The organism is Bradyrhizobium sp. SZCCHNS2022 (genome assembly GCF_032377575.1).
GTDB lineage: Bacteria > Pseudomonadota > Alphaproteobacteria > Rhizobiales > Xanthobacteraceae > Bradyrhizobium > Bradyrhizobium aeschynomenes.
Window position 1 is genome coordinate 6006096 of the sequence record NZ_JAUHHZ010000001.1, and the last position, 12368, is coordinate 6018463.

The 12368-nt window shown below is 65.7% G+C and carries 11 protein-coding genes and 1 tRNA gene; 4 read left to right on the top strand and 8 right to left on the bottom strand.

Annotated features, from left to right (window positions below; translation table 11 throughout):
• Window positions 1-10 precede the first annotated feature (10 nt).
• Window positions 11-841 carry an FTR1 family protein gene (locus QXZ94_RS26890; RefSeq protein ID WP_315723477.1) on the top strand — a complete coding sequence of 277 codons (831 nt, stop codon included), beginning with the start codon at window positions 11-13 and terminating at the stop codon, window positions 839-841.
• Here QXZ94_RS26890 and QXZ94_RS26895 read toward each other — a convergent pair whose 3' ends face one another.
• Both QXZ94_RS26895 and trxA read right to left on the bottom strand, forming a co-directional pair.
• Window positions 842-1516, bottom strand: a complete 675-nt coding sequence (locus tag QXZ94_RS26895; RefSeq protein WP_172112986.1) for an LON peptidase substrate-binding domain-containing protein — start codon at window positions 1514-1516, stop codon at window positions 842-844.
• Between the two features lie 56 nt (window positions 1517-1572).
• Entirely contained in the window at window positions 1573-2493 is a 921-nt protein-coding gene (gene trxA / locus QXZ94_RS26900; protein WP_315723479.1) for a thioredoxin, read from the bottom strand.
• A 286-nt stretch (window positions 2494-2779) separates the two neighbouring features.
• On the opposite strand from trxA, the gene QXZ94_RS26905 reads away from it, so the two are divergent.
• Window positions 2780-2854: transfer RNA gene (locus QXZ94_RS26905), tRNA-Gly, on the top strand.
• A gap of 64 nt (window positions 2855-2918) precedes the next feature.
• Here QXZ94_RS26905 and QXZ94_RS26910 read toward each other — a convergent pair.
• From QXZ94_RS26910 to QXZ94_RS26920, 3 genes are all read right to left on the bottom strand, one after another.
• Complete coding sequence (locus QXZ94_RS26910) at window positions 2919-4352, bottom strand: caspase family protein (protein ID WP_409998770.1); 1434 nt, start codon at window positions 4350-4352, stop codon at window positions 2919-2921.
• A gap of 108 nt (window positions 4353-4460) precedes the next feature.
• Entirely contained in the window at window positions 4461-5765 is a 1305-nt protein-coding gene (pncB, locus tag QXZ94_RS26915) for a nicotinate phosphoribosyltransferase (RefSeq protein ID WP_172133677.1), read from the bottom strand.
• Window positions 5766-5860: 95 nt separating this feature from the next.
• Window positions 5861-7204, bottom strand: a complete 1344-nt coding sequence (locus QXZ94_RS26920; protein WP_315723484.1) for an amidase — start codon at window positions 7202-7204, stop codon at window positions 5861-5863.
• A gap of 373 nt (window positions 7205-7577) precedes the next feature.
• On the opposite strand from QXZ94_RS26920, the gene QXZ94_RS26925 reads away from it, so the two are divergent.
• Window positions 7578-8855, top strand: coding sequence for a PQQ-dependent sugar dehydrogenase (locus QXZ94_RS26925; protein ID WP_315723486.1), 1278 nt, complete (start codon window positions 7578-7580; stop codon window positions 8853-8855).
• 165 nt (window positions 8856-9020) lie between these two features.
• Window positions 9021-9596, top strand: coding sequence for a c-type cytochrome (locus QXZ94_RS26930; RefSeq protein ID WP_315723488.1), 576 nt, complete (start codon window positions 9021-9023; stop codon window positions 9594-9596).
• Between the two features lie 211 nt (window positions 9597-9807).
• On the opposite strand, the gene panE is transcribed toward QXZ94_RS26930, so the two are convergent.
• From panE to QXZ94_RS26945, 3 genes are all read right to left on the bottom strand, one after another.
• On the bottom strand, window positions 9808-10731 hold the full coding sequence (gene panE / locus QXZ94_RS26935; RefSeq protein WP_315723490.1) for a 2-dehydropantoate 2-reductase: 924 nt from the start codon (window positions 10729-10731) through the stop codon (window positions 9808-9810).
• Window positions 10732-10838: 107 nt separating this feature from the next.
• Complete coding sequence (locus QXZ94_RS26940) at window positions 10839-11576, bottom strand: SDR family oxidoreductase (RefSeq protein ID WP_315723493.1); 738 nt, start codon at window positions 11574-11576, stop codon at window positions 10839-10841.
• Window positions 11577-11681: 105 nt separating this feature from the next.
• Complete coding sequence (locus QXZ94_RS26945; RefSeq protein ID WP_315723495.1) at window positions 11682-12290, bottom strand: 2-hydroxychromene-2-carboxylate isomerase; 609 nt, start codon at window positions 12288-12290, stop codon at window positions 11682-11684.
• Between the last annotated feature and the right edge of the window lie 78 nt (window positions 12291-12368).

Sequence of the window (12368 nt, forward strand, 5' to 3'; positions counted from 1 at the left end):
CGGTCGTGCCATGCTCGCCGCACTGATCATCGTCTTTCGTGAAGTCTTCGAGGCCGGCCTGATCGTCGGCATCGTGCTCGCGGTCACCAACGGTGTGTCGCATCGGCTGCGCTGGATTGGCGGCGGCCTGCTTGCGGGGCTCGCCGGCGCCTGCGTCGTTGCGGCGTTCGCGGGCGCGTTGACGCAATTGTTCGAGGGCATGGGGCAGGAGATCTTCAACGCGGCCATCCTCGCAACCGCCGTGATCATGCTGACCTGGCACAATGTCTGGATGGCCCGGCACGGCCGTGAATTGGCGAGCGAGCTGCGGAGCATGGGGCGGGCTGTATCCGACGGCTCCAAACCGCTGATCGCGCTGGCGATCGTGATTGCGATCGCAGTGCTGCGCGAGGGCAGCGAGGTCGCGCTGTTCCTCTACGGTGTTGCTGCCTCGGGCGACGGCTCGGCTGGTGCATTGCTGGGCGGAGGACTCCTCGGCCTGCTGCTCGGTATCACCGTCGGCCTTGCAACCTATTTCGGGCTGATGCGGATTCCACCGCGCGCCCTGTTTAAGACCACGACCGTGCTGATCACGCTGCTGTCGGCCGGGATGGCCGCCCAGGCCGTGGTCTTCCTCGCGCGCGCCAATTGGCTGACGTCGCTCGATCGCGTGGTCTGGGATTCGAGTGCGCTCCTGCCGGAGCGCGGCGTCGCCGGCCGCACGCTCAAGGCATTGATCGGGTACACCGACCAGCCCACGGCGATGCAGCTGATGGTTTATGTCGGTGTGATCCTGGCCACCATTGGCCTCATGCGCCTCACGGCGATGCCGCCGGCGCCGCGCATCGCTGCGGCCGAATGATCACTGGAGCGGCGGATCGCCCGAGGTCCGCTTCTTGGCGAGGTCCATCTCGGTGACGGCGACCAGAATCTCGGCCCGGGTCTTCAGATCCGGAGCCTCGAGCATCGCCTGCTTTTCCGCCGGACCGTAAGGCGACATCATCGCCAGTGCATTGACCAGCGCCTCGTTCGGTGCCGCTTCGATGCCCGCCCAGTCCACTTTCAGATTGTTGGCCTTGAGGAAGTCGGTGAGCACCGCGAGCAGCGCCTCGCGGTCGACGGCGCTCTCGCCCTTGCGGGCGGTGAAATCGTCCAGGAACGGGAAGTAGTCGACCTTGCACTGACGGTAGGGCGTCAGCACCGTCATCTCCTCGACCACCTTGAAGCGCGATACGCCGGTGAGCTCGAGGATATAGCGCCCGTCGCCGGACTCGGCGAGCTGGGTGATTCGGCCGACGCAGCCGACCTTGAACAGGACCGGCCGTTCCTCGTTCGCCGAATGCGTAACGTCGGGCTGGATCATGCCGATCAGCCGATGACCGTCGCGAAACGCGTCATCGACCATCGCGAGGTAGCGCGGCTCGAAGATGTTGAGCGGCATTTGGCCGCGCGGCAGCAGCAGCGCACCGGCCAGCGGGAAAACCGGAATGATCTCCGGCAGCTCGGCGGGACCGCGATATTCGGCATTGATCGGCATGCGATACCTCGTGTCCGCTAAACCCGTGTCCGCTCGAAGTGCCCGCCCGGCTGCGATTAGGAGAACAGGATCGTCGACAACCGCTTGCGGCCGTCGACGGTCGCCTCGTCAGCGCCGCCCCAGGCTTCGAAGAACTGCACGAGCTGCTTGCGCGCGCCGTCTTCGTTCCATTTGCGGTCGCGCTTCACGATCTCGAGCAGGTGGGCGGTGGCTTCCGTCCGCTTGCCCGCGGCGTTGAGCGCGATGGCCAGATCGAAACGCGCCTGATGGTCGGCTGGATTGGCGGCGACCTTCTGTTCGAGCTCGCCGATGGGCCCGAGCGACTGGGCCTGCTCGGCGAGGTCGATCGCGGCCTGCACCGCCGAGACGGCCGAATCGTTGCGCTTGGCCTCGGGAACCTGGGCCAGCGTCTCCTTGGCCTGCTCGATCGCGCCGGTTTCGAGGTAGCATTTGGCGAGGCCGGCGAGGGCCGGGATGTTGGCGGCATCGAACGACAGCACCTCGGCGTAGATCTGGGCGGCGCCCGCCGCGTCGCCTTCGGCCATCACCGCCTCGGCCTCCTTGAGGATCTCCGCGATGTCGGGCTCACCGATGCCGGGTACGCCCTTGGTGATCTTCTCGATGAAGGCGTTGATCTGGCTTTCGGGAACCGCGCCCATGAAGCCATCGGCTGGACGGCCGCCGATGAAGGCGATCACGGCCGGGATCGACTGGATGCCCATCTGGCCGGGAATCGCGGGATGCTCGTCGATGTTCATCTTGACCAGCTTGACCTTGCCATTGGCGGCCTTGACGGCTTTTTCCAGGATCGGGGTCAGCTGCTTGCACGGGCCGCACCAGGGCGCCCAGAAGTCGATGAGGACAGGCTGACGCTTCGATTCCTCGATCACGTCCTTCACGAAGCTCTGGGTCGTGGTGTCCTTGATCAGATCCGGCACCTGCGGCGCCGCTCCGCTGCCCTGCTCAACAATGGTCACGGGGTCCTCGTCCGAAAAAGCTGGGGTGGACAGCGAGCCGGGAACCAGCCGCCGCCGCGCCTCAATACACGGTTTCCGTCACTTTAAGTGGCGGTCGCCGGTGAAATTTCAATCCATTCATGCAAGGGCCCGTCAATCGGCCGCCTCGGGCCGTTTCGAGGCGTCCGACACCCAAATTTGAAGGCCGCCGGCGTACGAAACCTGTCGCAGACCTGTTGCATTCGTCCACGGCATTTGGCATAGGTCTGCCCGTCGCTGGCGGCCACGCCGCCCAGTCGTCACGGATGCGGGTGTAGCTCAGTGGTAGAGCACGACCTTGCCAAGGTCGGGGTCGAGGGTTCGAACCCCTTCGCCCGCTCCAAAAGCCTCGCTCCGTCGCTGCCCCCTTCAGCGGCTTTTTCCCGAACGCTCGGTTATCGGATCGGCTAGGATTTTTCCCAGGCCGCGAGGACGTCGGTGAACACCCGGTCCCCGCTCGGACCTTTGCCGATGGCAAGGATCCCCCGGCGCTGGCTCGCATAGACGACCGGAATGTCGAACCATTCGCGGCTCGCGAGGAGCTGCTGGTTGCGCGTGCGGTCGGCTTCGACGTTGGAAAGGCCGACCAGGAACGAACCTTCCGTGATCTTGACGGCGAGCCCCGCGATCGGCGTACCGCGGGCCTTCTCCTCCGTCTTCATCAGGATACCCGGTACGTTGCTGATGCCGCCACCGACGAAATCGGCGGCGGGCCGGAATGTGAGCTCGGCGACGTGGCTGGCCGGCAAGGCCGGATCGTCGTTGCGCCGCAGTTGCAGGCTGACCTTCAGCTTGCGGTCGGGAATGTCGATCTCGGCACGGATCACCGGCACGGGCCGGCCCGATTGCGGGCTCTTGATCGTCTCGGTCCGCCACGTCACGGAGCCGGAATACCGCCTGCCCTGGGGATCGGAGGGATCTTCGTCATACAGCACGGCCAGGCCGGGCGTCCGCGCGTCCTGCGCCGCGGATGAGGCCACCGGGCTCGCAGGTGGAGGGGCGGACTGGCTGACGACCGGGCCACCAGCCTGCGCAGGCTTCGGTGCCGCGGGGGTCAGCGGAGCACCGCCGTCGACCAGCGTGAACATCACGAGAGGCTGCTGTGCCCCGTTGGTCGTACGCTCGACCGCGGCGTTGGTCTGGTTGAAAACCTCGATCAGGCGACGGCCGGGCTGCTGCAGCGATTCGGCGAGTGCGGCGGCGAAGGCGCCGTGACCGTCCCCGCCACGCTGTCCGATCGTGCCGGCCTGCGCGGCAAAGGACATCACGGTGCGCGCGGGCACGCCGACCGGAACGAGGCCGGCGGCGAGACCGGCGATGCCGCGCGCCGCGAAGGGATTGGAGCGGAAGGCGTCGAGGATGACCACGTTCTGGCGGCGCGCCGATCCGTTCAGCTCGCGCAGGATTCCGTTCAGATCACGCAGTTCCGTATCGAGGTCGGCGGCTTTCGTCGGCGCCGCGTCGACCGGCACGAGATAGTTGGTGCCGTTGAGATTGAGTCCATAACCGGCATAGTAGATCAGCGCGAGGTCGGCGTCGGCGATCCGGCCCTTGAACTCGGCCAGTGCGCGATCGAAGCCCTTCTTGTCGAGGTCGATCTGCGCGGCGCCGCCGCTCAAGGCGAAGCCAAGTTGGGCGAGCCGATCGGCGACGAGCCGTGCATCGGCGGCCGGCTCGTCCAGCAGCGGCGCACGCTCATGGATGGAGTTGCCGATCACCAGCGCCACGCGCTTGTCGGCCGCAGCGGGGCCTGCCGCGGTCAGCATCGACATGGTAACCATGATGACCACGAGAATGGCGGCTGACCATCGTCGCCCGACCCGGCGGATCCCCCGACGCATGCCCATGATCTCCCGTCACCCGATCTGCGTGTTCGTGGGCGAGTTTTACCTCACTTCGAACAAAACCGGAACAAGAAACATGGCAAAAGGGAGAAAATACCGTCGGTTTTAGACCACCACCGGCGTGCGGACGCGACCGGCATCGCCGAACACGCGCAGGTAGCGCGCGATCTCGGCCGGGTCGCCGGTCGACTTCTCCGGATTGTCGGACAGTTTCACGGCGGGACGGCCGTCGACCGAGGTCACCTTGCAGACCAGCGAGATCGGATCGAGATCCACCGAGCCGTCCGGCGTGCAGCCGACGAAATCGTTGGTCAGGTTGGTGCCCCAGCCGAACGACAGCCGCACCTGGTCGGAGAAGCGGTGGTGGATCTGCTCGATCGATTCGACGTCCATCGCATCGGAGAACACCAGCAGCTTCTGCCGGGGATCACGCCCCTTCGACTTCCACCAGGCGATGATCTCCTCGCCGGCCTGGATCGGCGGCGCGCTGTCCGGGCGGAAGCCGGTCCAGTCCGCCACCCAGTCCGGCGCATCGCGCAGGAAGGCCTTGGTGCCGAATGCGTCGGGCAGCGCGATCAGGAGGTTGCCGGCATAGGTCTGCCGCCACTGGTCGAGAATGCGGTATGGCGCGAAGCGCAGCTCGTCATCATCCTTGGCAAGCGCGGCCGCGACCATCGGCAGCTCATGGGCATTGGTGCCGATCGCTTCGAGATCATTGTCCATCGCCAGCAGCACGTTCGAGGTGCCGGTGAAGGAGGAGCCGAGACCTTCCTTGACCGCCTCGACGCACCAGCGCTGCCACAGGAAGCCGTGACGTCGCCTTGTGCCGAAATCCGATAGCCGCAGCCCCTCCAGCTTGCGCAGCCGCTCGACCTTGGCCCACAGCTTGGCCTTGGCGCGGGCGAACAGCACATCGAGCGCGAACCGGCCCTGGCCTTTCATCGCCTGCCGCGAGCGCAGCTCGTTGACGATGGCGAGCGCCGGGATTTCCCACATCGTGGTGTGCGTCCACGGCCCATGGAAGTGCAACTCGTACTGGCCATCGGACTTGCGCAGCTCGTATTCGGGCAGGCGGAAATTGGCGAGCCAGTCCATGAAGTCCGGCGAGAACATGTGGGTCTTGCCGTAGAACGTATTGCCGGCGAGCCAGATCAGCTCCTTCTTGGTGAAGCGGATGGTGCGGGCATGGTCGAGCTGCGCCCGCAGCTCGCCCTCGTCGATGACGTCGCCGAGCCGCACCCGCCGGGTCCGGTTGATGACCGAGAAGGTCACGTTCCGATTCGGGTAAAACTCCCGAATCATTTGCAGCATCAACAGCTTGTAGAAATCGGTATCGAGCAGGCTGCGCACGATCGGATCGAGGCGCCAGCCGTGATTATAGGTTCTGCTCGCGATGTCTGTGACTGTCATGAGATGGTTTTACAGCGCCGCTGGCGAACCCGCCACTGGGCTTTGTCGCAGGTGACCTTTGCGGCCGCTCGCGGTGTCCTCCGACGTCGTGAGCACTACTGGGCCAGCGGCGGCACGCCTGGATCGAAGCCAAGCGCCTGCTCGGCCCATTTGGCAACGCGAAGAACGTGGAGGTCGTTGCGATAGCGGCCGGCGATCTGCACGCCGAGCGGCAGGCCATTCTTGCCGAACCCGGCCGGCAGCGACACCGCCGGCGCGCCGACAAAGGTCCACGGTGCGCAATATTCGGCATCGCCGGTCCAGTCGAGGCCGCGCGGGGCTTCGCCGAAGGCGGGCAAAGTCAACACGGCGTCGAAGCCGTCGAGCTCTGCGGCGAGGGCCTTCTGCCGCTCGGTCTGTGCCGCCTTTGCCGTGAGATACTCCATCGCGGTCTTGGTCCGCCCGCTCTCGACGTGCCCCTTCATGACGTCGCTGACCCGGTCCGGGTAGCGCGCGATCAGATCGGAGAAGATCGTGGTCGCCTCGCTCAGCATGATCGTGGTGATCGCATCCCAATGCACGGCGTCGAGCATCGGAAGCTCGATCTCCTCGATCACGGCGCCAGCGCCGCGCAGCTTCGCGACGACGGACTCGAACACGGCCTTCTGCTCAGGCTCGGCGCGCTCCCATTTGGCGAAGCGCACGATCGCGAGCCGCGGTCCGGCGAGCGGCGCAAGTCCGTGCGCACTGTCTACGCTGAAGCCCGGCAGGGGGCGGCCGTGCACATCATCGGAGCTGGTCCCCGCCAGCAGCGCGAGCGCGAACGCGACGTCGTCGACGCGGCGTGCGAAGAAGCCGACATGATCGAGCGAGGGGCTGAGCGGATGCACGCCGACGCGCGGGATCGCGCCGAAGCTCGGCTTGAAGCCGACGACGCCGTTGAAGGCGGCCGGCCGGATCACCGAGCCGAGCGTCTGCGTGCCCAGCGCGAGCGGGACCAGCCCGGCGGCGACCGCTGCGGCCGAGCCGGACGACGAGCCGCCCGGCGTGTGCGCGGGGTTCCAGGGATTGACGGTGGGTCCGGGATGCCGCCAGGCGAATTCGGTCGACACCGTCTTGCCGAAGATCGTCGCGCCGAGCGCGCGCAGCCGCTCCACCACCCAGGCATCCGCCGCCGGCACGTGATCGCGATAGATCGGCGAGCCGTTGGTGGTCGGCATGTCCGCGGTCGCGATGATGTCCTTGATGGCGACGGGAATTCCGCCCAGCGGCCCGGTCCTCGGTGCGACGTCGTGCGGCAGATATTCGAAGGCCTTGAGCTCCGGCTCGATCGCCTGCGCCCTGTTCAGGCATTCTTGACCATGGCTCGCCGCGGCCGCCGGGTCAGCCGCGAATCGTCGCAGCAAATCGAGAACGCCTGCGCCGGCCTTCGGCAGGGGGGCATCGAACGGCTCAGTCATTGGCATCCTGCTCGGCATGAGTCTTGAAGGCACTGAATACGCACAGCGCCATGTCGCCCGCTCACCCTAGCGACTGCGGATCGGTGAGCCAATCGTGCGCAGTCGATGAGTGCGCATGAATACAGCGCATGGCAACCGCCGCCGCTCCGGCAACGACCGGTGCGCTGCAAACGCGCGCACATCGATCGTGCATGTCGGCACGCGAGACATGCAAGCCGCGATCAAGCAAGCTTGGCAGCAATGCGCTTCTCACTCGCTCAGGATGTGCTACCATTTTCACGCCTGACCTTGGATCTGGTCGGCCAAAGAACGTCTCCAAACACGTTCCGATAAGTAGACGCGGCCAAACGAGCTGCCTCATGGGAGTGAAGCGATGACATCGGCTTTTCACCGAAGCGTTCTTGCGCTTGCAACGATCAGTCTTCTCGCCGGCACCAGCATTGCCGGCGCGCAGCAGAAATCCGACGCGGGTAAGCCGCTCAAGAAATACGAATCCGGCACCAAGGAATTCTGGACACATCCACCGGACGACTGGTTCCTCGGGGACGAGACCGAGGCGCAGAAGGGCTTGGCGCCGCCGTCAGGACCGCCGACCGGCGCATCGGATGCCGAGCTTGCCGACCTCGTCAAGAAGGTGAAGCTCCCGCCGGGCTTCAAGATGGAGGTCTGGGCGTCCGGCGTGCTCGCCGCGCGGCAGATGGCCTGGGGCGACAAGGGCACGCTGTTCGTCGGCTCGTTCGGTCTCGGCAACGTCTATGCGATCAGCGACAAGGGCGGCAAGCGCGAGGTCAAGACGGTCCTCAAGGGCCTGAACATGCCGACCGGCCTCGCCTTCCAGGACGGCAATCTCTACGTGATCGCAGTCGACAAGCTGATCAAGTACGAGAACGCCGAGGCCAATGTCGACAATCTCGGCCAGGGCAAGGTCGTCTATGACGACATGCCGTCCTACGCCGCGCATGGCTGGAAATACATCGCGGTCGACAAGGAGGGCTGGTTCTATCTGCCGTTCGGCCCGCCCTTCAACATCGGCATTCCGCCGACGTCCGTGTCGCAGATCCGCCGCGTCGATCCGCGGACCGGCAATGCGGAGATCTGGGCGCTCGGCGTGCGCAACAGCGTCGGTGGCGATGTCGATCCGCGCACCGGCAAATACTGGTTCACGGAAAATGCGCGCGACTGGGTCAGCGACGATCTGCCGAGCGACAAGCTCAACATGATCTCGCGGATCGGCGAGCATTTCGGCTATCCCTATTGTCACCAGGGTGACATGCCGGATCCGAAGTTCGCGATGGGCCACAAGTGCTCCGAGTTCACGCCTCCGGTGCTGAACCTCGGAGCGCACGTCGCGCCGCTCGGCATGAAGTTCTACACCGGCGACCAGTTCCCCGCCGAGTACAAGAACAACATCCTGATCGCCGAGCACGGCTCCTGGAACCGCCACAAGTACCAGGGCGCACGGATCATGCGGGTGATCGTCGGTCCGGACGGCAAGGATGCCAAGCAGGAGGTGTTCGCCTCCGGCTTCCTCGAGGGCGACCAAGGCTATCTCGGCCGTCCCAACGATATCGTCCTCGCCAAGGACGGCTCGATCCTGGTGGCGGACGACTGGGCCGGTGCGATCTATCGCATCAGCTACGAGAAGAAGTGAGCCTCTGACAATAAGCGGGGCTGCGCGCTGCCATCCAGGCGGCCGCAGCCCCAACTATTTTGGCTGTCGCGCGTTGATGACAGGCGCGGCGCCGCGAGCAGGACTGCTCGCGTGACAACAATGATGGGAGCTCGAACCCCCGCGATGAATCCAGGGAAACGTAGAATGCGCCGGGCGATGGCGGCCGCGTCGATGGTCGTTGTTCTGGGGCTGCCGGCCCATGCGGCCGATGTTGCCGCGGGCAAGGCGAAGGCCGAGCTCTGCGTCGGCTGCCACGGCGAGAACGGCATCTCGCAGACCGAGAACATTCCTTCGCTCGCCGGCCAGCAGGATCAGTTCATCCAGTGGCAGCTGGTGTTCTTCCGCGCCGGCACGCGCAAGAACGAGGCGATGAAGCCGATCGTCGAGCAGCTCACGAACGAGGATATCCGCAATCTCGGCGCCTATTTCGCCTCGCTGCAGCCGGCCAAGTCGCCGCCGGACGATGATCCCGATCTGTCGAAGAAGGGCGCCGAGGCCGCCGCGGGCCGCCGCTGCGCCTCATGTCATCTCGACAGCTACGCCGGCACCAAGGGTGTCGCGCGGCTCGCGGGCCAGCGCGAGGAATATCTCGTCAAGGCCCTGCACGACTACAAGAGCGGCCAGCGCGTCGGCGGCAGCCAGGCCGCGATGACGGATGTGGCGTATCCGCTCTCGGCGGAGGAGATCACCGCGCTCGCGCATTATCTCGCGCATTTGTAGCTCAATCTCGGCCAAGCAAAAGGCGTCGTCCCGGCGAACGCCGGGACCCATACGCTGCGGCGGTCGTGATCGGCAGGATGCCTATGACCAGCCCGCCTCAAATCGCTCCCTGGGGGTATGGGTTCCGGCTCAAGGCCGGGACGACAGCGGTGGGCGTGGCGGCATCGTGGTTCACAGATACACTTTACGCGCTTGTCGCGCGTGGGAGTAACTACTTTCCCCGTTGCGCCTCGTACACCTTCAGCTGCGTATAAGAAATCCGGAGCCGCGGCACCGGCACCTTTGCAGCGTCGGCACGTGCTACCAGATCGCCGATGACGTGATCGGCTTCGACCGGCAGGCCGGCGCGGAGGTCACGGAACATCGAGGCGGTCATCGGCGAGCCCTCGGCGGTGATCATGCCGGAGACGCGCTGGAAGAAGGCACCGGCCGGAGGATATCCGGCCGCTGCTGCCACCGCGCTGCATTCGTCGAGCATGCCGAGCAGGAAGTCCTTGCCGCCGGGTGCGGTCAGGATCACGCCGACCGGCGCGCGCATCAGGGTGGTGGACGCAGCGAGCGAAGCGAGGAACACCCACTTCTCCCACATGTCCTGCATGATGTGGTCGCTGGCCGAGGCATTGAAATTGCCGCGCTGGAAGATCTCGAAGATGGCGCGGACGCGATCGGACGAACCGCCGTCGCGTTCGCCGAAGCTCAGCGACTGCATCGGCTGCAGCTGCACCACCTCGCGGCTGTCGTTCAACGTCGCGGCGATGGCGCACAGACCGCCGAGCACCCTCGCGCGTCCAAATTTGGCATCGAGCACGTCGAGATGCTTCATGCCGTTGAGCAGCGGAATGATCGCGGTGTCGGGACCGACGGCCGGCGCGAACGACGCAATCGCGTCGTCGAGGTCGAACGCCTTGCAGCTCAGCAGCACGACATCGAAATGCTGTTTCAGACTGTCGGCCTGGACGGTCGGCGGATTGGGCAGGGTGACGTCGCCGGCCGGGCTGCGGATGATCAGGCCGGCACTGGCCAGCTCGGATGCGCGCCGGGGGCGGACCAGGAACGTAACATCAGCGCCGGACTGCAGCAGCCGGCCGCCAAAATAGCCGCCGATCGCGCCGGCGCCGACGACGAGAATTCGCATGGTGGATCCCTCTGTGAGCGGTCCGCATCATGCAGAAGCGAATGGCGAATGGCGAGTCGCGAATGGGGATGGGCTCCATTCGCTATTCGCTACTCCCTATTCGCCCCTTACCATTTTTCGCCGAACGGCCGAATCTCCATCTCGAAGGTCCAGGCGCTCTTCGGCTGCTGGTAGAGCTGCCAATACGCACCGGCGACGGAGGCGGGCGGCATCAGGAGGTCGGGGTTGTCGAGGGCCTCCTTGCCCCACAACTGCGCGCGCCGCTCCCGCACCCAGGCGGTGTCGACGCCGGAATCGATGATGAGGTGGGCGACATGGATGTTCTGCGGCATCAGCTCGCGCGCCATCGACTGCGCCACCGCGCGCAGGCCGAACTTGGCGGAGGCGAACGCCGCAAAGCCCGGGCCGCCGCGCAGCGACGCGGTCGCGCCGGTGAAGAAGATCTTGCCGCCGCCCCGCGGCAGCATCAGCCTGGCCGCCTCGCGGCCGGTGACGAAGCCCGCCCAGCACGCCATCTCCCAGACCTTGCGGAACACCCGGTCGGTGGTCTCCAGGATCGGGAAGTTGACGTTGGCCCCGACGTTGAAGATCACGACCTCGAGCGGCGCATGCCTGTCGGCATCGTTGAGGAAGGCGGTGGTCTCCTCCTCCTTCCGCGCATCGAGCGAGCGTGCGACGATGCGGCCGCCGGCGGCTTCGACCTCGGCCACCAAGGGAGCCAGCTTCTCGCCGTTGCGCCGGCCGGCGAACACGGTGAAGCCTTCGGAGGCGAACTTCTTGACGATCTCGGCGCCGATATAATCGCCGGCGCCGATCACCGCGACGGTGGCGTTGCGCTGTTGCATGCTGGGGGTCTCCGTTCTCACCACGTCGTCATTGCGAGCGCAGCGAAGCCATCCAGAGTCGTGAGGGTCGCCCCGGATGGCTTCGCTGCGCTCGCAATGACAGAGTCACCTGCCGAGGATGAATTCTTCGACGTCGCGCAGCTGCTCCTTGCCGAAGAACATCTCGTTGCCCACGAAGAAGGTCGGCGAGCCGAACGCGCCGCGCTCGACGGCGCGCTGCGTGTTCTCGACCAGCTTCGCCTTCACCTCCGGCTCCTGGGCGCGGGCGAACAGTCTGGCGCCGTCGAGCCCGGACGATGTGACGGCAGCGATCGCGATTTCGGGATCGTCCATCTTCTTCGGCTCGCGCCACATGTGGTGGAACGCCGCGTCGACATATTGCTCGAACACACCCTCGAGCTGCGCGGCGATCGCGGCGCGCATCAGGTTCAGCGTGTTGACCGGGAAGTTCGGGTTCCAGACCCAGGGCTGCACATGGTAGCGCTTGAGGAAGCGCTGGGTCTCGATCTCGTGAAACTCGCGCTTGTTCTTGATGCCGGCGAGCGACTCGGCCGGCGACCTGTTGTTGGTCGCCTTGAAGATGCCGCCGAGCAGCACCGGCACATAGTAGAACTGGACGCCGATGCGCTTGACGATGGCCGGGATCGCCTCATGGCTCAGAAAGGCGTTCGGACTGCCGAAGTCGAACAGGAACTCTGGCGCGGGTCGGCTCATGGACGGTCTCCTCGAAGCTTTTTCACATTGTGGTCCAGCGCCGCGGCGGCGTCCAGGATTTTATGATGACCGTCATAT